This window comes from Sinomicrobium endophyticum, from assembly GCF_052983315.1.
This window is the reverse complement of record NZ_JBRKIS010000010.1, coordinates 100,862-122,408: the sequence shown is the minus strand read 5'-3', so window position 1 is coordinate 122,408 and position 21,547 is coordinate 100,862. Positions and strand designations below refer to the sequence as shown.

The 21,547-nt window shown below is 42.7% G+C and carries 23 protein-coding genes and 1 other RNA gene; 14 read left to right on the top strand and 10 right to left on the bottom strand.

The features are described from left to right. Position 1: 1 nt before the first annotated feature. Positions 2 to 1,291, bottom strand: a complete 1,290-nt coding sequence (gene hisD, locus ACVBDU_RS02970; RefSeq protein ID WP_447178292.1) for a histidinol dehydrogenase — start codon at positions 1,289 to 1,291, stop codon at positions 2 to 4. Between the two features lie 146 nt (positions 1,292 to 1,437). Beyond that, entirely contained in the window at positions 1,438 to 2,295 is an 858-nt protein-coding gene (gene hisG, locus ACVBDU_RS02965; RefSeq protein WP_447178291.1) for an ATP phosphoribosyltransferase, read from the bottom strand. A 420-nt stretch (positions 2,296 to 2,715) separates the two neighbouring features. Here hisG and ACVBDU_RS02960 point away from each other — a divergent pair, with 420 nt between their 5' ends. The 6 genes from ACVBDU_RS02960 (at position 2,716) to ACVBDU_RS02935 (ending at position 6,661) form a co-directional block, all read left to right on the top strand. After that, the gene (locus ACVBDU_RS02960; RefSeq protein ID WP_447178290.1) at positions 2,716 to 3,558 is read left to right on the top strand and encodes a JAB-like toxin 1 domain-containing protein; all 843 of its coding nucleotides are present in this window, start codon (positions 2,716 to 2,718) and stop codon (positions 3,556 to 3,558) included. Positions 3,559 to 3,563: 5 nt separating this feature from the next. Beyond that, a complete protein-coding gene (locus ACVBDU_RS02955) occupies positions 3,564 to 4,052 on the top strand; it encodes a hypothetical protein (protein WP_447178289.1) in 489 nt (162 codons plus the stop codon). 31 nt (positions 4,053 to 4,083) lie between these two features. After that, positions 4,084 to 4,908, top strand: coding sequence for a hypothetical protein (locus tag ACVBDU_RS02950; protein WP_447178288.1), 825 nt, complete (start codon positions 4,084 to 4,086; stop codon positions 4,906 to 4,908). 42 nt (positions 4,909 to 4,950) lie between these two features. Further along, on the top strand, positions 4,951 to 5,808 hold the full coding sequence (locus ACVBDU_RS02945) for an OmpA family protein (RefSeq protein ID WP_447178287.1): 858 nt from the start codon (positions 4,951 to 4,953) through the stop codon (positions 5,806 to 5,808). Positions 5,809 to 5,829: 21 nt separating this feature from the next. Beyond that, a complete protein-coding gene (locus ACVBDU_RS02940; protein ID WP_447178286.1) occupies positions 5,830 to 6,342 on the top strand; it encodes a helix-hairpin-helix domain-containing protein in 513 nt (170 codons plus the stop codon). A 67-nt stretch (positions 6,343 to 6,409) separates the two neighbouring features. After that, a complete protein-coding gene (locus tag ACVBDU_RS02935; protein WP_447178285.1) occupies positions 6,410 to 6,661 on the top strand; it encodes a hypothetical protein in 252 nt (83 codons plus the stop codon). A gap of 65 nt (positions 6,662 to 6,726) precedes the next feature. Here the strand turns inward: ACVBDU_RS02935 and ACVBDU_RS02930 are convergent, their stop codons facing one another. Beyond that, complete coding sequence (locus tag ACVBDU_RS02930; RefSeq protein WP_447178284.1) at positions 6,727 to 8,352, bottom strand: ABC-F family ATP-binding cassette domain-containing protein; 1,626 nt, start codon at positions 8,350 to 8,352, stop codon at positions 6,727 to 6,729. A 187-nt stretch (positions 8,353 to 8,539) separates the two neighbouring features. Here ACVBDU_RS02930 and ACVBDU_RS02925 point away from each other — a divergent pair, with 187 nt between their 5' ends. Beyond that, a complete protein-coding gene (locus ACVBDU_RS02925) occupies positions 8,540 to 9,955 on the top strand; it encodes a TlpA family protein disulfide reductase (protein WP_447178283.1) in 1,416 nt (471 codons plus the stop codon). A gap of 27 nt (positions 9,956 to 9,982) precedes the next feature. On the opposite strand, the gene ACVBDU_RS02920 is transcribed toward ACVBDU_RS02925, so the two are convergent. Beyond that, positions 9,983 to 10,348: a winged helix-turn-helix transcriptional regulator gene (locus tag ACVBDU_RS02920; RefSeq protein ID WP_447178282.1), complete on the bottom strand. Its 366-nt coding sequence runs from the start codon at positions 10,346 to 10,348 to the stop codon at positions 9,983 to 9,985. A 72-nt stretch (positions 10,349 to 10,420) separates the two neighbouring features. Between ACVBDU_RS02920 and ACVBDU_RS02915 the strand changes: the two genes are divergently transcribed. Then, a complete protein-coding gene (locus ACVBDU_RS02915; RefSeq protein WP_447178281.1) occupies positions 10,421 to 11,434 on the top strand; it encodes an MsnO8 family LLM class oxidoreductase in 1,014 nt (337 codons plus the stop codon). Between the two features lie 141 nt (positions 11,435 to 11,575). Here the strand turns inward: ACVBDU_RS02915 and fsa are convergent, their stop codons facing one another. The 5 genes from fsa to ffs all read right to left on the bottom strand — a co-directional run bounded on the left by fsa (position 11,576) and on the right by ffs (position 14,503). After that, positions 11,576 to 12,232: a fructose-6-phosphate aldolase gene (fsa, locus tag ACVBDU_RS02910; RefSeq protein ID WP_447178280.1), complete on the bottom strand. Its 657-nt coding sequence runs from the start codon at positions 12,230 to 12,232 to the stop codon at positions 11,576 to 11,578. A 92-nt stretch (positions 12,233 to 12,324) separates the two neighbouring features. Beyond that, positions 12,325 to 13,128, bottom strand: a complete 804-nt coding sequence (locus ACVBDU_RS02905) for an SDR family oxidoreductase (RefSeq protein WP_447178279.1) — start codon at positions 13,126 to 13,128, stop codon at positions 12,325 to 12,327. 143 nt (positions 13,129 to 13,271) lie between these two features. Further along, entirely contained in the window at positions 13,272 to 13,718 is a 447-nt protein-coding gene (locus ACVBDU_RS02900) for a hypothetical protein (protein WP_447178278.1), read from the bottom strand. Then, complete coding sequence (locus ACVBDU_RS02895) at positions 13,700 to 14,176, bottom strand: hypothetical protein (protein ID WP_447178277.1); 477 nt, start codon at positions 14,174 to 14,176, stop codon at positions 13,700 to 13,702. The genes ACVBDU_RS02900 and ACVBDU_RS02895 overlap by 19 nt, the downstream gene beginning before the upstream one ends. 228 nt (positions 14,177 to 14,404) lie before the next feature. Then, positions 14,405 to 14,503, bottom strand: an RNA gene (gene ffs / locus ACVBDU_RS02890) — signal recognition particle sRNA small type. A gap of 95 nt (positions 14,504 to 14,598) precedes the next feature. On the opposite strand from ffs, the gene ACVBDU_RS02885 reads away from it, so the two are divergent. Beyond that, a complete protein-coding gene (locus ACVBDU_RS02885) occupies positions 14,599 to 15,636 on the top strand; it encodes a glutaminyl-peptide cyclotransferase (RefSeq protein ID WP_447178276.1) in 1,038 nt (345 codons plus the stop codon). A gap of 27 nt (positions 15,637 to 15,663) precedes the next feature. Further along, positions 15,664 to 15,990, top strand: a complete 327-nt coding sequence (locus ACVBDU_RS02880; protein WP_447178275.1) for a DMT family transporter — start codon at positions 15,664 to 15,666, stop codon at positions 15,988 to 15,990. Here ACVBDU_RS02880 and pepE read toward each other — a convergent pair. Beyond that, on the bottom strand, positions 15,987 to 16,697 hold the full coding sequence (pepE, locus tag ACVBDU_RS02875) for a dipeptidase PepE (RefSeq protein ID WP_447178274.1): 711 nt from the start codon (positions 16,695 to 16,697) through the stop codon (positions 15,987 to 15,989). The genes ACVBDU_RS02880 and pepE overlap by 4 nt on opposite strands. A gap of 285 nt (positions 16,698 to 16,982) precedes the next feature. Here pepE and ACVBDU_RS02870 point away from each other — a divergent pair, with 285 nt between their 5' ends. The 4 genes from ACVBDU_RS02870 to ACVBDU_RS02855 all read left to right on the top strand — a co-directional run bounded on the left by ACVBDU_RS02870 (position 16,983) and on the right by ACVBDU_RS02855 (position 21,434). Continuing rightward, positions 16,983 to 17,720 (top strand): BamP family beta-assembly machinery protein, encoded by a 738-nt coding sequence (locus ACVBDU_RS02870; protein ID WP_447178273.1) that lies wholly within the window; start codon positions 16,983 to 16,985, stop codon positions 17,718 to 17,720. An 86-nt stretch (positions 17,721 to 17,806) separates the two neighbouring features. Next, a complete protein-coding gene (locus ACVBDU_RS02865; protein WP_447178272.1) occupies positions 17,807 to 18,562 on the top strand; it encodes a carboxypeptidase-like regulatory domain-containing protein in 756 nt (251 codons plus the stop codon). A 32-nt stretch (positions 18,563 to 18,594) separates the two neighbouring features. Next, positions 18,595 to 19,104: a DUF6702 family protein gene (locus tag ACVBDU_RS02860; RefSeq protein WP_447178271.1), complete on the top strand. Its 510-nt coding sequence runs from the start codon at positions 18,595 to 18,597 to the stop codon at positions 19,102 to 19,104. Between the two features lie 65 nt (positions 19,105 to 19,169). Continuing rightward, complete coding sequence (locus ACVBDU_RS02855; RefSeq protein ID WP_447178270.1) at positions 19,170 to 21,434, top strand: M1 family metallopeptidase; 2,265 nt, start codon at positions 19,170 to 19,172, stop codon at positions 21,432 to 21,434. Positions 21,435 to 21,547 lie beyond the last annotated feature (113 nt).

Sequence of the window (21,547 nt, the reverse complement as noted above, 5' to 3'; positions counted from 1 at the left end):
CTTATGATTTTTTGAGACTGTTAAGACGCAGGGTAACCGCATTTTTATGTGCCTGTAACCCTTCCGCTTCTGCCATAACTTCTATGGCTTTCCCTATATTTTGTATTCCCGTTTCGGATATCTTCTGAAAAGTTACGGATTTAGTGAAGCTATCCAGGTTTACCCCGCTGTAATTACGCGCATAACCGTTGGTAGGCAGGGTATGGTTAGTTCCCGAAGCATAATCGCCGGCGCTTTCCGGGGTGTAGTTCCCTATGAATACGGAACCGGCATTGATAATACCATCTACGTAAAACATCTCGTCCTGTGAACAAATGATCAGGTGTTCCGGTCCGTATGCGTTTATGAGGTCCAGGGCTTCGTTTTTATCCTCCACATAAATCAGCCTGGAATTATATATGGCGGCCTCTGCTATTGTCTTTCTAGACAGTTCCTCGATCTGCGAAGCGATTTCGCTTTCTACATCATCTATAAAATCCCGGGAGGTGGAAACAAGGATCACCTGGCTGTCCGTACCGTGTTCCGCCTGCGACAACAGGTCCGAAGCTACAAAAGAAGCATCGGCGCTATCGTCTGCCACAACCAGAAGTTCCGACGGACCGGCAGGCATATCGATAGCTACGCCGTGCTGTGTGGCCAATTGCTTGGCTACGGTAACGTACTGGTTTCCGGGGCCGAATATCTTGTATACCGGGGGAATACTCTCCGTTCCGAAAGTCATTCCCGCAATGGCCTGAATCCCTCCGACTTTAAGTATTTTGGTCACACCACAAAGTTTTGCAGTGTACAAGATGGCCGGGTTTATCTTTCCCTGCTTGTCCGGTGGCGAACAAAGCACAATTTCCCCGCAACCTGCAATACCGGCCGGGACAGCCAGCATAAGAACGGTAGAAAACAACGGTGCCGTCCCCCCCGGAATATACAATCCGATTTTCTGAATGGCCTTTTTTTCCTGCCAGCATTCTATACCTTCCGTAGTCGTTACCGACACCTTTTCGCCTTTTTGGGCGCGGTGAAATTTTTCGATGTTATCCTTAGCCAGAAGAATAGCTTCTTTCAATTCGTCCGAAACCATGCCTTCCGCCTCTTCCATCTCCGCATCTGTTACGGCTGTCTGTTTCAGGGTAACCCCGTCAAAAAGAGAGGTGTATTTGGATACCGCGCGGTCTCCTTTACCCTGGATCTCCTTAAAAATTTCTTTTACCATAGCTTCTATATCCCCTATGGTCTGTGTGGGCCTTTTTAAGAGCTCCGGCCATTCTTCCCTGGCGGGACCGTATATCTTGTTCATATGCCTGTAATTTTGTATTGCTTGGTTATCTGTAATTTTAAATCCGTTTTTTCTGAAAATGATACCCCTATGATCCGGAGGAATTCCACTCCTTTATCATTGACAAAGTACTCTTTTTCTTCCGTTTTTTATTCCCAAACCGTTTTTTAAAGTACCATTTTTTCTATAGGACATACCAAAATGCCTTCCGCGCCTACTGCTTTCAGTTCATCAATCACATCCCAGAATTTGTTCTTATCGATCACCGAATGTAAACTGCTCCAGCCTTCTTCTGCCAGCGGCATTATCGTAGGACTCTTGAGTACGGGAAGGATATTACCCACCGCTTCAATTTTGTCATTAGGAACATTCATCAGGATATACCTGGAATTCCTGGCCTTCAATACCGATTGAATGCGGAAACACAATTTATTGAGAATAGCATTGTTTTCTTTGGTGATTGCCGGAGATACGGCCAGTACAGCTTCGCTTTTCAGGATAATCTCTACTTCCTTCAGGTTGTTTTTAAACAAGGTACTTCCGCTGGAAACAATGTCCACAATAGCGTCGGCAAGGCCGATATTAGGCGCAATTTCCACGGAGCCGGAGATCTGGTGAAGGTCAGCGCTTATACCCTTGGAAGCCAGGAAGCCGTTTACCGTATTCGGATACGAAGTCGCGATCTGCATGCCGTTCAGGTCCTTTATAGACGTGTATTCGAAAGTCTTGGGAACAGCCAGGGAAACACGGCATTTGGAAAAGCCCAGTTTTTCCACAACTTCTATGCCCTCCCCCTTTTCTACCAGCAGGTTATCCCCCACAATGGCAACATCCACCACCCCGTCTTTGAGATATTGCGGAATATCCGAATTCCGGAGAAACAGGACTTCCAGGGGAAAATCAGAGGCTTCGGCCTTTAACTGATCGTTACCATTGTTTATGGAAATACCACAATCTTTAAGGATCTTAAGAGAATCTTCGTTAAGACGGCCGCTCTTTTGAATAGCAATTTTTAATTTGTTCATTTTTGTTCTTGGTTTGCCCCGTTCGGGATGTATTTTATGTTTTTTTCTTACTAGGATTATGAAAATAAAAAAAGCCCGTTTGATACACTCAAACGGGCTTAATATTGGTTGAAGAATTACATGCATACCATTATCACCTCGCCTGAGTGCAAGTGTAAAAATGATGATGATGTAAAACTATACGGTTCATTTCTTCTTTTGTTGTGATGCAAATTTAAATGAAAAATTATTGAGATCAACAAAAATAATCTCAAAATTTTATAACATTACACCCGGATATTGTAACAAAAAGGTCGCAATACGCCATACATCGCGGGGTTTGGTGTTGTTACTTTTGTAAGAATTTTATATTTTTAACAAAAATTAAGATATCCCGAAATAAGGTGAACCCGGTTTTTGTTCAATGAATGCTAATATTTTATGGAGATCAATGTGCGTTCGGTAGAAGATGCCCTGAACTGGGCCAAAGATTTATCCGGCATAGGCCATAACGGAGAATTAAATTGTACGCTTAATACCGGAAACGATGATTCGGGATCATTATTAGGTGATAAATCCTTTATCGACAATGAAATGATCTCCCGGAACCGGATTGACCCGCCGGACACCTACCGGATGGATGCCATGGGCAGAATACACCATGAAGACAACAAGACACACTACGATGAGAACCGGGAGGTAGTTCATAAACTCATCTCCGATAAAACCGGGAAGTCCATACTGGTAAAACGCAGTATCCTGGAAAATATGACCAAATGTACGTTTGTAGTCAATAAGAAAAAGAGAGAACTGACTCTTCTTACTGTCGAAGACGAAGACGCCGCCCTGGAACTATATAAGTTTCTGGCCGATAACGGCAATGCGGAACAGGCAATACAAGCCTTTTCGGACAGTTCAGGTGTGGAAAACTTTTATATCTATACTAATCACAACTTGGGAAGTGTACAGATGGATACTGATTTTTTTGATCTGGTCAATGGTTTTTTCCCTTTATATAAAATTCACAGCCATCCCTACGATGATCATGATTCCTGGGATGAATACCCTTCTGGATACGGCCCTACACAAGGCCGTCCTGGCGATAGAAGGTCAAGAGAAAGTTTTATCCAAGACTATGGCTATCAAAAACATTATATGTACCACAATGGAGAGCATTCCCTAACGGAATATGCGGATGACAGGTATGGTTTTGCAAAAAAATATAATATAACCTTGATAAAACTCAAATCTCTTAACCTTAGAAAGGGGTTTGGCGCAAAATGATTATAATGAGAAATATCCTGATTTTTTGGACTTCCTTATCAATGCTTTTTTCCTGCGCAGAAAAAAACAAAGAAGCAGTGATACTAAACGAAAAGATAAAAGCAGAATTAGATGAATTTATCGCACTAACCAAAGACCACGAACTTATGGATGAATCCTATATTTGCCTTTATTTTGATAAACCAAAAACTAAACTAAGATTTAGTATTACCTTAACCCCTCCCGATGATTGTTCTTACTTCAAGGGAGTATTTTTTCATAAACAGGAACCTGTTTTTATCTATTATGAAAAACAAGACTCTTTGACGGCAAAAGATGTTAAACCTGTTATACAGATATTGGACAGTGCAAAAATCAAAGAAGACTGTCTTAGGCTTGGCGAAAACACTCCATTTTATGGCAATTTTCATCCCCCGGTATGGGCCTATGAAATAGATGGAGATGAAATAAAACTCGTTCACGAATCCAAACTAAGACGAGACAAAAAACCATAAATAAGTTGCCTGCAATTATAAAAGAACACAAATGAACAAACCGTTTCTAATCTGTTTAACTTTATATAGTGTAATAACATTTGCACAAAACAAAGAAACCGATAAAATTTTGGAGGAAGGGAAGTTATTATATCGATTAGAAAAAGGGTCTTGGTATGGAACGGACGATATGCTTGCAAGATTTTCAACAAAAAAGGATTCTATCGGCGGGTATCTATCATATGAAACTTCAGACAATAAAATAAATACGATCTTTTTTAGCAGATTCAACCCAAACAAAATATTAATCCGTTATCAATTTAACAATATTCCGAAACCTGAACCAATAAACATTGACACACTACATCAAGACGCAACAAAATTAGAAAAAGACTTAATTGCCATTAGACAAGATGCGGGAAATAGGACCATGAAAAACGCAGACAGTTTCTTTTCTTTTTACGAAAACACATCACTAAATATAATTCCGGTAATAAATGCCGACGAGAAAAAAGTCTTTGTCCTAACCGGCCCACAAATCAGCGGAGTTGTAATTATTGGGAATGATTACATCCTGAACTACGACAAGAACAATAACTTCAGGAACAAATCCAAAATTCATAATTCACTATTACAATTCCCTTATAAATCTGAAAATGAAAAAAATTCACTTAAAACAACATACCATTCACATATTATAACGGAATATATATCATCAACTGATATCTGTACATTTTTACTTTACAGAGATTATGTTGAGTGGAAACAACATATTGTCATAAGTAAAAAAGAAGTCTCCATTTTTGATCTGGAAAACGAAACTCTCGTCACGATGAAAAAGAAGAACTGGGAAAAAATGAGCAACAACAAAAAATAATTACGCATTACAATAATAATATCGGCAACCAAAATAAATCATATGAAAAATTTTCTCATTGCCTTTATTTTCTTTTTGATGTGGTCCGCCCTCGGGACTTGGGTGTATACATGCCAGGTAAAAAATTTGTGCATAGACCTCCAGGAAAAAGAAACGGTGGTAACCCCACCGAAAGACACGATCCCCGCCCGCGAAAAGTACGGTAGCGACTTTGCATTGGAACAATTTGACGATTTTTCCATCATCTCCGGGACCGATTCGGTAATTATTTCCGACAAATCCGTCAAGATAGAAAAACTACTCTTTGATTTCCTCAACAAAAACCAGGACAAGGAGTTGCTAATTACCGGACAGTACAATAAAACAGAGAAAAAATCGCTCGGGCTGGCCAGGGCAGAAACACTCAGAAAGCGTTTTGTAGCGTACGGAATTAACCCGGACCGGATAGTCACGGAATCCGCAGGTAAAGATTTTAGTTTTGATCCCCAAAATCAATACCGGGGTGGTATCGAACTGAAATACCAGGACCTCACAGAAGACAGGAACGCCCTGATCGAAGAGGGCATTACCAACAAAATACTGTATTCGCATTTCGGATCGGAAAAATTTCAGCCGGATAACACCTTACAGGCCTATGCAGAAGAACTGAAAAACTACCTGGACAAATACCCCGAAAAGGAGGTGGTCATTACCGGGCATACAGACAATGTGGGGTCTGATGAAGCCAATAAGTGGATCGGTATGCAAAGAGCCAAAAATGTAATGGAATACCTCGTAAGCACGGGCATTTCCGAAGAAAAACTGGAAGTGTTGTCCAAAGGCTCTGATGAGCCCCTGGAAAGTAACAACACCCTGGAAGGGCGCCGGAAAAACCGGAGGATAGAAATAAAAGTAAATTAACCTTAACCAGAAAAAAAGATCATGGACCAATTAGCACCGGTAGCCGCAATAGAATATATCGTATTGTTTATAATATGCCTGGGATGTTTCCTTATCGGGTATTTCTTTGCGAAAAATCACAGTTCTAAAAAATACGGAAAGCAACTGGACGAATGCCTTTCCGAAAAACAATCTCTCCGGGAGAACCTGAACAAACATGCTCAAAGTACATTTGGCAACAACAATCCCAATATCAAGGCCAGGAAAACAAGAGACAGGCGCGGAGCCCTCTATAGCCCGCAGGACAGTCCGCTTAATTTCGAACGCATAGGACGCGCCGATGAAACCGAAAAAGATGACCTGAAAAAAATAAGCGGCATCGGACCGTTTATTGAAGAAAAGCTGAACAGTATAGGTATTTATACGTTTGACCAGGTCAGTAAGTTTGTAGAAGAAGACATGAACCAGGTTACCGAACTCATACAGTTTTTTCCGGGAAGAATTAAACGCGATGACTGGAAAGGACAGGCCACGGAGTTAAAAAGCAAGAAATAGCCCCGCCGGAAAATCTTTTGTCCGTTTCATAGCAAACCTGCCTATTACTCCTGCAAATAATATACCTATGGCCGGGAGTTTAGTTTTGGTACCTGCGGATAATATTCTTGCGGTTACGGATATGATTTTAGTACCTGTGAATAATATTCTTCTAGCTTCGGGTATGGTTTTAGTACCTGCGGATAATATTCTTGTAGCTATGGGTATGGTTTTAGTACCTGCGAATAATATTCTTGTGGCTACGGGTATGGTTTTAGTACCTGTAAATAATATCCTTAAAGCTGTCCCTCCCCGTTGCCCTAAACAAAAAAATGCCTGAAGGACCGTATGAGCCGCCTTCAGGCACTTCGTATTTTATCTGTCCCGATTCCCGGAACAGTAGTATTATCCCTTATACATTTTCTCCCTTTGTTCACGTATTGCAGGGTCGTCCATGTAATCGTCAAAGGTCAGGTACCTGTCAATAGCACCGTTGGGGGTCAGTTCAATGATCCTGTTTGCCACGGTTTGCGCAAATTCATGGTCATGCGTAGTGAGCATCACCGTACCTTTAAAGTTTTTCAACGAATTGTTAAATGCGGTAATACTCTCCAGGTCCAGGTGATTGGTAGGCTCGTCCAGCATCAGTACATTAGCCCGGAGCATCATCATCCTGCTGAGCATACACCGCACCTTTTCCCCTCCGGAAAGCACCCTGCCCGTTTTTAGGGCCTCTTCTCCGCTGAACAGCATTTTTCCGAGAAATCCGCGTACGTAAACTTCTTCCCTCTCCTCTTCGGTTTTTGCCCATTGACGCAACCAGTCCACCAGGGTAAGGTCATTATCAAAATACGCCGTATTATCTACAGGAAGATAGGACTGGGAAGTGGTTACCCCCCATTGATACTTACCGGAATCCGGCGCTGCCTTATCGTTAATGATCTCGTAAAAAGCAGTGGTAGCCCTGGAATCCCTGGAAATAACCGCTACTTTATCTCCTTTCGCCAGGTTGATATCCACGTTGCGGAACAGTACATCTCCTTCCAGGGAAGCAGAAAGCCCTTCCACATGGAGGATCTGGTCTCCGGCTTCTCTTTCCTGTTCGAAAATAATAGCAGGATACCTCCTGCTGGAAGGTTTTATATCATCTATCTTCAGTTTTGAAAGCATCTTTTTACGGGAAGTGGCCTGTTTGGATTTGGCTACGTTAGCGCTGAAACGCTGTATGAATTCCTGTAATTCCTTGGCTTTATCCTCTGCTTTCTTGTTTTGTTGCGCACGTTGTCTTGCCGCAAGCTGGCTGCTTTCGTACCAGAAAGTATAGTTACCGGAATAATGACTTATTTTCCCGAAGTCTATATCCGATATATGTGTACAAACGGCATCGAGGAAGTGACGGTCGTGAGAAACTACAATTACCGTATTGTCGTAATTGGCCAGGAAATTTTCCAGCCAGTTTATGGTTTCGAAATCCAGGTCGTTGGTAGGCTCATCCATGATCAGCACGTCCGGGTTACCAAAAAGCGCCTGTGCCAGCAGCACCCGCACTTTCAGCTTTCCGTCCATGTCGCCCATCGGGGTGTAATGAAACTCTTCCGCTATCCCCAGGTTAGATAACAATGCGGCCGCATCACTGTCTGCACTCCACCCGTTCATTTCTTCAAACTGCACCTGTAACTCTCCTACCCTTTCACCATCGGCATCGCTGAAATCTTCCTTGGCATAGATATCGTCCATTTCCTTTTTAATGGCAAACAACGGTTTGTTTCCCCGTATTACGGTTTCCAGCACCGGGTGCTCATCATAAGCATAATGGTCCTGTTCCAATACAGACATACGCTTTCCGGGTTCCAGGTGAATATGGCCCGAAGTCGGATCCATTTTACCGGAAAGAATTTTTAAAAATGTCGATTTCCCGGCTCCATTCGCACCGATAATCCCGTAACAATTGCCCTGGGTGAATGTGACATTGACGTCATCAAACAAAACCCGTTTGCCAAATTGAACAGAAAGATTTGATACTGTTAACATTTATTTTATTTTTGAAGTTCGTTTAACTCGATGCAAAAGTAACAAAACGTAAACTATTACAAAGGGTATATGTTACCCTTTTAAGAACATTTTTTAACTCGGTATTAACACGCGAACACCCCAAGGTTTGTTAGCTTTGCCATTAGAAAAAGTATAGTTCTCAGCGCTATACATTTAAAAGGATTGTATGAGGAACCTGCTGATTGCATTTTTGGTATTACCCTTTATTGGCTGTGATAATCCAAAGAATACCATCGCCTATTTCGGGGGCGAAGTCATAAATCCACGTGATAGTATTGTCATTTTGTACAGAGATGACGAACCCGTAGATACTGCATTCTTAAACAGCGAAAACCGCTTTTTGTTCCGGATAAAATTGCGCGATAAAAAAGGTGACCTTTTTAAATTCAGGCACTTCCCGGAATATCAATACGTATTTATCCAGGGACGGGATAGTGTACTGGCCAGGGTCAATACGCTCAATTTTGACGAATCGCTGGTCTTCTCCGGCAAAGGCGCGGAAAAAAATAATTTCCTCATAGAAATGTATCTCCTGGATGATGACGAACAAAAACTCATATACAGTTACTACAACCTGGAACCGGAAGAGTTCGGCAGAAAGATAGATTCCCTCCGGGATATGAAACTGGAACAATACGAACACCTGATCGTAACCCAAAGGCTTTCCGAACCTGCCAAAAATGTAGCAAAGGCTTCTATTGATTATCCCAATTACAGGTACCGGGAATTCTACCCGTACATGTATAAAAGACTGAAAAGTACGGACCGGAAGAAACAGGTTAAAATACCGGACGATTTTTACGCATTCCGAAACAACGTAAACTACAACGACCGGGAACTCAGGTTCTACAAACCGTATTTTGATTTTATGGTGTACCACTTTAACGGACTTGCCTATAATAAATGCGTTGAAGACTGTCCCCGTAAAGACGATTTTAACGAGAACTCTGTGCACTACTACATGCACAAATTGCAGCTTATAAATGACAAGGTAAAAGAAAAGGGGTTGAAAGATCACCTGTTCCGCAATACGGCCTACACCTATTATCTCGAAGACCAGGAAGAAACCAACAACAAACTCTTTATGGAGAAGTTCCTGGAACTCGATCGGGATAACAAATACCTGGAGGAGATAGAATCCCTGTATACGAGTATACGAAAACTTCAAAAAGGAGCACATATTCCGGCATTACAACTTGTAGACACACAAGGCAACCAGACCGATCTTAACCGGGTATCTCACAACCGGAATACCGTAGTTTACTTCTGGACCTTATTCCAGAAAGGACATTCCAAATACATCAACAAATACGTAATCGACCTGCAGAAAGAATACCCCATGGTTAACTTCGTGGGCATATGTCTTAACGAAGATTATGATAAATGGATGGAAGCCATCGCACTGAACAACCTGCGCCGGGAAGCACAATACCTTTCCTTCAAACGGGAAAGCATCAGCAAAGGACTTACTATTAACAACCTGAATAAAGTGATCGTCGTAGACAATAACAGTAATATAATCAACGCTTTCACATATATCCAAAGTCAGGAATTCCGCAATATCCTGAACTCGTTAAACTAAGACCTGTTAACACAAAGCAGTTTTTGCCTATTCTCCGAAAAGGAATTTCCGATGATAAATCCCCCAATCATTCAAAGCGGTTATAACAGGAGCTATACTGTTGGCATGCTCAGACCATTGGTAGGTAATAACTACCGGATACGTGTTGGACACTTCCCGGACAATTAAACGGTTATCCTGTAATATTTTCAGTTCCTTGGACAAAATACGGGGCGAAATATCTTCTATAGCCTTTTGAATAGCGGTAAAACGATGATTTCCCGTACGTATGGCAATAAGTATCTGTATCCGCCACTTCCCTCCTATTACTTCCAGGGCATCCCGTATGGGATATAAAGTATGGATACATTCTTTGAACTGTTTCTTTTCAGGGATTACTTTTTCCGGTTTCATTACTATCCTTTAGGTAACTACTATTTTTTATATAGTAAAAGTAAAATAATTTTGTATTAATAAAAAGTAATTATGGATCTATCCTATTTAGACTTATCTCCCGTACCCTATAACGGAACACGTAACCAGGCTTTACACAAAACCATAGAGACGGCCAGATTTACAGAAGAACTTGGTTTTAAGAGGTTTTGGGTGGCAGAACACCACAATTCCGGTCATTTTGCCGGACGTGCACCCGAGGCGCTTATCCCGGTAATAGCATCGGCAACCAGGGATATCCGTGTGGGTTCGGGGGCCGTATTACTCAATCATTACAGTCCGTTTAAAGTCGCGGAAATATTTTCTACCCTCACCGAACTGTTCCCCGGAAGAATAGACCTGGGAATAGGACGGGCTACAACAGGCCCTTACTCCGACCTGGCCCTGCAACGCAACCGTTCCTACCGCCAGACCACTAACGACTCTACAGAACAACTGGCAGAACTGCTTTCCTGGCTGGCGGATGATTTTTCCGAAGATCACCCTTTTAATGACGTAAAAGTATTCCGTGACAATACTTTACCGGAGATCTACCTGCTGGGTTCCAGCGAATGGAGCGCCAGGGCAGCGGCAAAAACGGGATTAGCCTATTCCTTTGCGGCATTTATAAACCCTTCACAGGCTCACTATATCACCGGGCTTTACAAAAACCTCTTCCAGCCTTCCGGTAAAACGTACGGACAGCAACACCCCCGACTTTTATTGTCCCTCAGTATTTATGCACACGAAACCGAACAACTGGCGGTGGAATTATCGGCTCCCGCACAGTATTTCCTTCAACAGCTTCACCGGGGAAATATAAAGGACGGGCTGCGAACGGAAGAAGAAGCCCTGGAATTATTGAAAAGTTCCGAACTCGCCCAGCGACTTTCGGATCCCAGGCAACCTCCCAGATTTTTTGTCGGAGACGCACAAACCGTAGCGCGGGAGCTGAAAACGGTTCGGGAAATATTCGGTGCCGACGAGATTATCGTTCAGCTCATCTCCGCAAATCACAGCAAAAAGCTGAAATCACTCGAATTGCTGGCCAAAGCGGTGGCGGAATAAAATTTGGCTCGGATATCAGCCTTTCCGTTAAATTACAAGACAGCATAAAAAAAGCGAAGCTGAAAAAAAGTATTCCAGCTTCGCCCTATAAACTATAACATCCCCGGAAAACATTTTCCCGGGAATAAATTTCCATAAGTATTAAGAATTCCCCTTCTGATAATCTTTCAGGAACTGCTCCAGACCAATATCCGTCAACGGGTGTTTCAACAATCCGGTGATCGAAGACAAAGGCCCGGTCATTACATCCGCCCCTATTTTTGCACAATCAATAACATGCATAGTATGACGAACAGATGCAGCCAGTATCTCGGTAGAAAAATCATAATTGTCATAAATCTGGCGTATTTCGGCAATCAGGTTCAACCCGTCGGTAGAAATATCATCCAGTCTTCCGATAAAAGGAGAAACATAGGCCGCACCGGCTTTAGCAGCGAGCAAAGCCTGTCCTGCCGAAAATACCAGGGTGCAATTAGTACGGATTCCTTTATCGGTAAAGTACTTTATAGCCTTCACCCCGTCTTTTATCATAGGGACCTTTACCACGATCTGTTCGTGCAGCTCCGCCAGTTCCTCTCCTTCTTTTATCATGCCTTCAAAATCGGTAGCGATCACTTCGGCAGAAACATCTCCTTCCACAATATTACATATATCCACATAGTGTTTCAGAATATTGTTTCTCCCTGTTATACCTTCTTTGGCCATAAGGGACGGATTGGTAGTTACGCCGTCCAAAACGCCCAACGCCTGTGCTTCTTCGATTTGTTGCAGATTGGCTGTGTCTATAAAAAACTTCATTTTTTTAACTTTTAATATGTTAGATTTTCATTTATTTTGGTTTTACCGCTTTCCTCTCGTATAAATCACTTATAGTACGCAAGACTACAAAGCTACAATTTATAATGGTTCATCAGTAATTTTTCATAGGCTTTATCCGGCAAAATACGTTTCAATACTATAGAAAACTTTTGCATAAAAGCCCCTACCTTGTAATGGACGGACGGTGATTTTTGCTGCATGATACGGTATACCGCCTCCGCCATTTCTTGCGGGTCTCCCCCGGAATCCACATGGTCGTTCATGGTTTTCAGGGTATTCTCATATACCTTTTCATAAGGCGAACCTTCTATAACCGGGGCATGGTATCTTCCGGCGGCAATATTGGTTGCAAAATCCCCCGGGGCGACATTTACGGCCTGTATACCAAAAGCCCTGATCTCCATACGCAACGCTTCCGTAAGCAATCCCAGAGCTCCTTTGGAAGCGGAATAAATACCGCGATAAGGCAGCCCCATATATCCTGCAATAGAGGTTACATTGATAATAAGCCCCTCTCCCTGTACTCTCATATGCGGAAGAACGGCCTTTATAACCCGCAGGGGACCAAAAACATTGGTTTCGAAATTATTGAGCATCTCCGCATCCGGTGTTTCCTCCAGAGGGCCCGTAATTCCCACACCGGCATTGTTTATCAGCACATCCACGCGCAATTCGGTGCTTATGAGATTTTTGACGGCTTCGTCTATACTTTGCCTTTCCCGCACATCCATCTTAAGCAAAGGAAAAACAGAACCCGTTACCTTTTGCGGATTCCTGCTGGTACCGTAAACCTTATATCCTTTGGTTATAAGAAACTCCCCTATGCATTTACCAATGCCAGAAGACCCTCCGGTAATTAGAACTACTTTTGACATGAAATATTTTTATCCCCTATAGGAATCAGCAAACGAAGATACTTTTTTTAAGTTAAAAATTCCCGAAAAAATAAACCCTGTTTAAAAATCACTATTTATCCTACAGGCAGCTTCCGGTCCTTGGAGACTATACACATACAAAACTATCCCTTACGTATCGGTTTTTTAACCTGTTTCCACACTTTCCTGGTCCCTGCGTAAGCTTTTTTATCCGATTTCAGATAGCGGGAACTCAAAACGACCAGAAGAGCTACACAGGCCGCCGTTCCCAAAGCACCTCCGTAACCCCGGAAATAATCACTCATATTCAGCAATATGATACTGTAAATAACAGCTGCCAGGCTAATACCGAAATAACTCGTGGTTTGTCTTGCCGATACCATACCCACAAAAGTGGCGCCGATAAAAACAAAGGGGATAGTTTCCGTCAGGTATTGCGAAAGAATACCCGGAAATATTTTAAAAAACAAGGCCACAACCATGCTCAACGTGGCCGAAGAACGCACCGGCGACCACCTGAAACGGTTACAGCAATAATAAGTGGTCAATGCCCCTGTCAGCGCTGTTATTATTAATACCAAAAGTTCCATAAATTCAGTAATTGGTAAATGAATGAGGCGATAACCACCCCTAAAAAGGCAAGTGTTCCCAGTTTTCCTCCTATACCATATAAAAAGTTCTTGGAAAGCATCAGGAAAACGGCCGTTATAATTCCGGCAATCACTACAAACATAAATCCGTTGGCCACCTTTGGTGCCGACATTCCTATAAAAGCACCACAATAAATAACTTCCGGCAATCGCGATAAATAAACCGAACGCCTGTTAAGCCGTGGAATGTAAGATGCGGCAAAACCGGTCACGGAACCGCCCAGAACAGGCCCCAGTTCCAGTTTTTGATTTAAAAAGAAAGCGACCAGGGCTCCTGCCGGAACCCAAAGCACAAGACGCCAGGAATCATAATCAAACCCGTCTATATGCAAAGGCGACTTCAAATAGGAAAAAAGCATGATAAACAGCAACATCCCGATGAAAGCCAGAACATACACAGGGGCCTTGTACTCTATTAATATTATAAATAAAAAGATAAAGTGGATTAAAAATAAAGACCATATTAATCCGTTCCTGATAAAGTTGCTTTTTGATGGCAAATTCATGGCGCAAAAATAAAAAGATACAAGGAATTTATAAAAGAAAAAGGCAACCAATTTTAACCCGATCCCGAACTTTTGTGAAAGTTTCAGGACCTCCGAAAACAGGAAACTTTCGGGTACAAAAAAAGGCAAGCTACCTACATCGCACCGCTACGACCGCATACCCTTGCTGCGTTCCCACCCTGGGGGATTCTGCAGGAGCTGGTCGTGTAGGACTTGCCGGGTGCAAAGGTACTCCTTTTTTATATTTAGCCAAAGGTTTTACCATCTTAATTTTATTGAATAAATTGCCATGTCTTAAATAAACTTTCATGAAAATGTTCAAGTGGCTAATTGTCAATATACTGTTTTGTTTGTTCATGGCCTGTAACGGTGAAAAGGCCTCGACAAAAAAGTTTTCCATACAGCTTGGAGACGGACTGGATAAGGTACAATACAACCAGAAGGTCAGGGCAACCATAAAAAACAGGAAAAAAATAACGATAGATTCCGTAGCCTATAGCATAGACGGTAAAAAAATAGATGCCGACGGTGAAAACCTGACGTTTACCGGGATACACCTGGGGCACCGTAACCTGGAAGCTACTGTTTATTATGAAGGAAAATCGGATAAAATATCAAAACAGGTAATTGTCCTTGCCGAAAAGGCCCCGGAATTATACACGTATTCCGTCCTTAATGAATATCCGCACGACAGCAATGCATTTACACAAGGACTGGAATTTCTCGACGATACGCTTTATGAAAGCACAGGGAGACGGGGATATTCATCTTTGCGAAAAATAAATTACCGCACGGGGGAAGTCCTTCGGAAAGTGGATCTGGACTCCATGTATTTCGGGGAAGGGCTTACTATTCTGAACCACAAAATATACCAGCTTACCTGGAGAGCCAATATCGGCTTTGTTTACGATATGGAATTCAATAAAATAAAAGACTTTAATTACGGTAAAAGTAAAGAAGGCTGGGGATTGTGTAATGATGGCACCCGCATCTACAAAAGTGACGGCACCGAAAAAATATGGATACTGGACCCCGAAACCCTGGAAGAAAAAGACCATATCGAAACCGTTACCAACACTTCCGTCTTTTCCCGCGCCAACGAACTGGAATTCGCGCATGGTAAAATATACGCCAATACCTGGCAGAAAGACGGGGTAATGATCATTGATCCCGATACAGGGGCCATTGAAGGTGTCATAGACTTCCGCGGACTTAAAGATAAAGTTACCCAGAGCAAAAACCTGGATGTGCTTAACGGTATTGCATATCACAAAGGCAATGACACCTTCTTTATTACGGGAAAAAACTGGGATAAGATCTTCGAGGTTAAAATTTCAAAAAAACAGGACTGACCGTCCCCCTAATTAATTTATTTTTTCATGCATTGGTTAACCCTTATTATAGCCGGCCTTTTTGAAGTAGGTTTCACCTTCTGCCTGGGAAAGGCCAAAGAAACTGCCGGGTCAGCATCCTATTGGTGGATAACCGGATTTTTCCTCTCCCTTTCCCTGAGCATGTACCTCCTTTACCGTGCCACACAGGTATTGCCCATAGGCACGGCCTATGCCGTCTGGACCGGGATAGGTGCCGTAGGTACCGTGCTAATGGGAATTTTGTTTTTTAAGGAACCTGCCGATTTCTGGAGATTGTTCTTTATAACTACACTTATCCTGTCCATTGTCGGATTGAAGGTGTTTTCTCACTAGAATAACCCGAACGTTATTTTACTCCCGCTTTCGAGTTCGTATGCTTCTTTATCCTGCTCGAATATCCTGGCGGAAAGTTCTCCTTTCAGAACAATATCATCTCCCGAAACCTCCAGCCAACTGCCTTCGCGGAGGCCTATAACCGGCTGGGTGTTGATGCGGTGAAATTCCTTTATACGGGTTTCGCGCGTTTCCCCCATATGCCTGCTCCCGCTTTCCGGGTCCAGGTAATGCGGGTTTATATTAAAAGGTACTAATCCCAGGGTTTTAAAACTCGGAGGATAAACAATGGGCATATCGTTGGTAGTTTGCATGGTAAGTCCCGTAATATTAGCTCCTGCACTGGTACCGAAATACAACGTACCATCCAGGACTTCCTCCCGTAAAAGCTCCATGATGCCGTTCTTATATAAATGTGTTACCAGCAAAAAAGTGTTTCCTCCCCCGGTAAATACCGCTTTAGCTTCGCGCACAGCTTCCTTCGGGTCTTCAAAAGTATGAATGCCCCTTACCCTTTTTCCTATTTTTCCGAAGCCTTTACGGGCCACTTCCGTATATTCGTCATGGGTAATTCCGCCGGGACGGGCATACGGAATGAAAAGGATTTCATCGACTGTTGCAAAAAAATCTTTGAGCCGGGGTAAAATATAAGATAAATATGTACTGCCGTGCACCGTAGAAGTACTGGCAATGATTAGCTTCTTCATCCGGATGTTTTTGTATTATGGTTTAACTGGATTTTTTGTAAATTTAAATATTGTATTTAACCCGTCGTGCATTTTCAGGGATTTTCTCAGCGAGACCGATCTTTATTTGCAGCGTATAATAAGTTGTATTTAACAAAATTTTAATTGCCCTGTTATTTTTTTTCCGGTAATCTTGTATTTTCTTTATCCGGAAGAAAAGTACCCTACTGCCGTATGAAAGGAAATCTCCCGGATACCTTCACTACTGCGGACAGGCAAGAAATATAGAAAAAACTAAATGACCCTATGCGAAAAATATTTTTTATTCTGACACTTATCTGTACATTAACAACTTATGCTCAAGACAATGACAGGGTCATTCTCCGGGGGAAGGTACTATACAAAAACACCAATGTTCCGAACCAGAACGTCATAAACATAGATACGGAAAGAGCTACTATTACCAATAAGGACGGGGAGTTTGAGATATACGTAAAATCAGGGGACCACCTTGCCTTTTCTGCCGTAAATTATCAGCTAAGGACTATACAGGTAAACGATAGTATATTAAACAACAACCGCCTGGTTGTAGAAGTAAACGAGAGAGTTAACGAACTGGACGAAGTAGTGGTAACTCCCGATAACCAGGAAAAGTTCCTGGAACTGAAAGGAGAGGAATTCAAGAAATTCGATTACGAACAGGATTATTCCACTGTAGCCGAAAATATGGCTACCCCGGAACACCGCCTGCAGAACGGGATCAATTTCGTAAACATATTCAAAGCCTTATTCCTGTCTGACCAGGAAAGTGAAGGACCGAAGAGACAACTAAAGGTAAGCGAAGTACTCCGCCAGGTATACAATGATGATTTTTTCGTGGCAGATCTGAAAATCCCCCAGGACCAAATAAACGATTTTCTTTATTATTGTGATGACAGGATACCCAGACAATCCCTCCTTCGTAAAGACAATGAATTTGAACTTATAGAGTTCCTCGTAAAGCAAAGCGAAAACTACAGGGAAAACCAGAAGAAAGAAGAATAGTTCACTTTTTCGTGTACAAGTGTACTTTATTTAGGACGTAGAACCAATAATCACCGGTATTGCAACAATCGAAAAAAAATAAGATTTTGCTCCTGCTATTGCCGTTTTCCCTGTATGGCGTCCACGCCCAAAGCAGGTTAAAAGGCAAGGTAGAAAGTACGTTTTCGGATATAACCGGGGTCCATGTCATAAATAAAACCCGGGAATCCGCCACAATTACCGATGCCCACGGTTACTTCGATATCCCGGCACAGGAGGGAGATTCCATTTTATTCTCTGCCGTACAGTATAGGAAAGAAGAAATCATCGTTACAGCCGAAATCCTGGCCACACCCTCATTCGTCATACATCTCACGGAACAGGTAACCGAACTCGACGAAGTAGTTTTAAAAAACCTTACCGGGAACCTGGCCACCGATCTCCGGAGAATTAAAACGGACAGTGTTACAGCCATTCACATGGGCTTACCCAATGCTACCAGGCGATTACCTACACAAACCGAACGCAGGTTAAACGAGGCGACTACGGGTGGTGGTTTTATACCGCTTAATCCTATTTTAAATGCGATAAGCGGGCGAACCAGAATGTTAAAGGACAGGCTGCAGAAAGAAAAGGAAACAGCAAAAGTCGAAAAAGTAAGAAGCAGTTTTGACAACGATTTTTTTGTTTCTCTCGGCATTCCCGAAGAAAAGATATACGATTTTTTATACTTTTGTGCCGTCCAGCCCAGGTACAATCAAATTCTGGATTTAAACAACAAAATGTTCCTGCAACAGTTTTTAAAAAAACAAGCGGAAACCTATGTAGAAATAAACACTCCCTCCCCGACTTCAAAAGATTAACCTGCCGGAACCCCGGACTGAAACTCTGTAAAATGCGTATTATTAAAAAAATCAGTGTTCTTTTTCTTTTACTGCCCCTGCTGGCTTTTATACGTACGCACAAATTTTATGTCAGTACCACAGATGTAAACTACGATGAAAAATCGCATTCCGTACAGGTTATATCGCGGATCTTTGCGGATGACCTGGAAAAAACTATCGATGCCAGGTACGGCGTAAAATCCGAACTGGCTACTTCCAGGGAACATCCGGAGGCAGATGTGTACCTGGAAAAATATTACGACGGAAAATTTATAATCAGGATAAACGGAAAACCGGTAAAATTCCGCTTTATAGGTAAAGAATACAAAGACGACATGGTGGTTTCTTACCTGGAAATTCAGGACACTCCCCTGCCCTCTTCCATAGAAATTGAAAACAAGTTGTTATACGAAACCTACCCGGAACAGCAAAATATTGTTCATATACGCTCCGGTGATACCAGGAAAAGTTTTTTATTGCTAAAAAATGATGACCGGTGTACGTTAAAGTTTAACCGCTAATAAGGTCTTTCTTCAAAAAAATATTTAATTTGCAACATTGTTTCATTTACTAACACAACTCAGGTATGAATTCAGTTAAATCCCTCTTTTCCTTTTTCCTGGTCCTGTCTTTGTTCACCGGGACATATGCCCAGGAAGAACCCCGGCAACAGGGGCATATCAACACCAATAAATTCCGCCAGATGTACCAGGAATTTACCTCACCCAATATGTTCCGTACAGCATCCGGTGCCCCGGGGCCTGCATATTATCAGCAACAGGCAGACTATAAGATGGACATAGAGCTCGATGATAAGAATCAGAAATTATATGGGGAAGAGACTATCACCTATACCAATAATTCCCCGGACAAGCTGGAATACCTTTGGGTACAGCTCGATCAGAATGTCCGTTCAAAAACTTCTCCCGCCCTGGAGAAGGACAGCGAAAAACTTCCCCCGGCCGAAACCCCGGACCGCTTTACCGATAAATACCTGAAAGAGCCTTTTGACGGGGGCTTTAATATAGAATATGTAAAAGATTCCAAAGGAAAAGCACTTCCCTACACCATCAACTTTACCATGATGCGTATTGATATGCCCAAACCGTTGCAACCCGGGCAAAAAATATCCTTCTCCATCAAATGGAGGTATAATATCAACAATCACGTAACAAACAGGGCCCGGAGCGGCTATGAACACTTCCCGAAAGACGGCAATAATGCCTATGTCATAGCACAGTTCTTTCCGAGGATGGCAGTATATAACGATCACGAAGGCTGGCAGAACTACCAGTTCTGGGGAAGCGGGGAATTTGCCCTCCCTTTCGGGAACTACGAGGTAAATATTACCGTCCCCGCAGATCATATGCTCGAAGCCACCGGGGAACTGCAAAACCGCAAGAACGTATTTACGAAAACCATGATGGAGCGCTATGAAAAGGCTGCGAAATCTTTTGACAATCCCGTGGTTATTATTACCCAGGAAGAAGCCGAAGCCAGGGAGAAATCGTTTTCCGACAAAAAAAACACATGGAAATTCAAGGCGGAGAACGTACGGGATTTTGCCTTTGCCACTTCCCGCAAATTTATATTCGATGCCATGGCCGTGAAGATTGGAGACCGGACGGTGATGGCCGAGTCCCTGTATCCCAAAGAAGGAAATCCGTTATGGGAAGAATATTCCACAAGGGTTGTGGCCCACACCCTGAAGTCTTATTCCGGTCATACCTTCGATTATCCCTACCCGAAAGCCATTTCCGTACACGCCAAAAACCAGGGCATGGAATACCCCATGATCTGCTGGAATTATGGGCGGCCGGATGAAGACGGTACCTATTCCGACCGGGTTAAATACGGAATGATAAGCGTTATAATCCATGAAATAGGCCATAACTTCTTCCCTATGATCGTCAATTCGGACGAGCGCCAATGGGGGTGGATGGACGAAGGATTGAATACTTTTTTACAATACCTCACCGAGCAAACCTTTATGGAGGATTACCCTTCACGAAGAGGAAAGCCCGCCTCTATGGTCACCTATATGAGGGGCAACCAGGATTATATCGCTCCCATTATGAGTAACCCGGAAAATGTATACCAGCTAGGAAATAATGCATACGGCAAACCTGCAGCCGGACTTACCATTCTGCGGGAAACCGTCATGGGCCCCGAATTGTTTGATTACGCTTTCAAAACCTATGCACAACGATGGATGTTCAAACACCCCAACCCCGAGGACTTTTTCCGGACTATGGAAGACGCTTCCGGTGTAGAACTCGACTGGTTCTGGCGGGGCTGGTTCTATACCACCGATTATGTGGATATAGGTATTAAGGAAGTGAAAAAATACTACGTATCCCCGGAACCGAGTAAGCAGGTTAAAGAAGTTATGGCTGCCCGAAATATTCCCGCAGATGCACCGTTGGTATTTCTTGCGGAAGAGGGTGCGGAAAATTACACCGAAGACCTGAAAAACGGGAATATCCTGGATCATTCTACTCCCCTGAATGAATATATCCTCGATAATTTCACCCCGGAAGAACGAGCCAAACTAAAACAACCGAAGTATTTCTTCGAAATAACATTCGAGAAACCGGGAGGAATGCCGATGCCGCTCATCGTAGAATATACCTATGCCGATGGCAGTAAAGAAACTGTAAAGTACCCCGTGGAGCTATGGAGAAAAAACGATACGGAAGTATCTAAAGTCATTGCTACAAACAAAGAAATTACGCAAATTGTAATAGACCCGAAAGAAGAAACCGCAGATGTGGAAACCGGAAATAATTTCTGGCCGAAAAGAGAAACCAAATCCGAGTTCGATTCCTTTAAGGAACGCACCCAGAAATAGCTTTTAAACTTCGGGCATTTCTCTATCGGGATGCCCGTTTTTGTTTATATTTTTCCAAATAAACACATAATCAATACCGTAAGAACAAGAGTTATCTTTTGTTGATCTTTTAT

Bases quoted from the DNA above. Each gene is read 5' to 3' on its own strand.
- ACVBDU_RS02955 (WP_447178289.1), top strand. From the start codon at position 3,564: ATGAGAAATATCCTGATTTTTTGGACTTCCTTATCAATGCTTTTTTCC.
- ACVBDU_RS02905 (WP_447178279.1), bottom strand. From the start codon at position 13,128: ATGTCAAAAGTAGTTCTAATTACCGGAGGGTCTTCTGGCATTGGTAAA.
- ACVBDU_RS02885 (WP_447178276.1), top strand. From the start codon at position 14,599: ATGTTCAAGTGGCTAATTGTCAATATACTGTTTTGTTTGTTCATGGCC.
- ACVBDU_RS02880 (WP_447178275.1), top strand. From the start codon at position 15,664: ATGCATTGGTTAACCCTTATTATAGCCGGCCTTTTTGAAGTAGGTTTC.
- ACVBDU_RS02915 (WP_447178281.1), top strand. From the start codon at position 10,421: ATGGATCTATCCTATTTAGACTTATCTCCCGTACCCTATAACGGAACA.
- fsa (WP_447178280.1), bottom strand. From the start codon at position 12,232: ATGAAGTTTTTTATAGACACAGCCAATCTGCAACAAATCGAAGAAGCA.
- ACVBDU_RS02860 (WP_447178271.1), top strand. From the start codon at position 18,595: ATGCGTATTATTAAAAAAATCAGTGTTCTTTTTCTTTTACTGCCCCTG.
- hisD (WP_447178292.1), bottom strand. From the start codon at position 1,291: ATGAACAAGATATACGGTCCCGCCAGGGAAGAATGGCCGGAGCTCTTA.
- ACVBDU_RS02855 (WP_447178270.1), top strand. From the start codon at position 19,170: ATGAATTCAGTTAAATCCCTCTTTTCCTTTTTCCTGGTCCTGTCTTTG.
- ACVBDU_RS02925 (WP_447178283.1), top strand. From the start codon at position 8,540: ATGAGGAACCTGCTGATTGCATTTTTGGTATTACCCTTTATTGGCTGT.
- hisG (WP_447178291.1), bottom strand. From the start codon at position 2,295: ATGAACAAATTAAAAATTGCTATTCAAAAGAGCGGCCGTCTTAACGAA.
- ACVBDU_RS02920 (WP_447178282.1), bottom strand. From the start codon at position 10,348: ATGAAACCGGAAAAAGTAATCCCTGAAAAGAAACAGTTCAAAGAATGT.
- ACVBDU_RS02900 (WP_447178278.1), bottom strand. From the start codon at position 13,718: ATGGAACTTTTGGTATTAATAATAACAGCGCTGACAGGGGCATTGACC.
- ACVBDU_RS02950 (WP_447178288.1), top strand. From the start codon at position 4,084: ATGAACAAACCGTTTCTAATCTGTTTAACTTTATATAGTGTAATAACA.
- pepE (WP_447178274.1), bottom strand. From the start codon at position 16,697: ATGAAGAAGCTAATCATTGCCAGTACTTCTACGGTGCACGGCAGTACA.
- ACVBDU_RS02960 (WP_447178290.1), top strand. From the start codon at position 2,716: ATGGAGATCAATGTGCGTTCGGTAGAAGATGCCCTGAACTGGGCCAAA.
- ACVBDU_RS02935 (WP_447178285.1), top strand. From the start codon at position 6,410: ATGGCCGGGAGTTTAGTTTTGGTACCTGCGGATAATATTCTTGCGGTT.
- ACVBDU_RS02870 (WP_447178273.1), top strand. From the start codon at position 16,983: ATGCGAAAAATATTTTTTATTCTGACACTTATCTGTACATTAACAACT.
- ACVBDU_RS02945 (WP_447178287.1), top strand. From the start codon at position 4,951: ATGAAAAATTTTCTCATTGCCTTTATTTTCTTTTTGATGTGGTCCGCC.
- ACVBDU_RS02940 (WP_447178286.1), top strand. From the start codon at position 5,830: ATGGACCAATTAGCACCGGTAGCCGCAATAGAATATATCGTATTGTTT.
- ACVBDU_RS02930 (WP_447178284.1), bottom strand. From the start codon at position 8,352: ATGTTAACAGTATCAAATCTTTCTGTTCAATTTGGCAAACGGGTTTTG.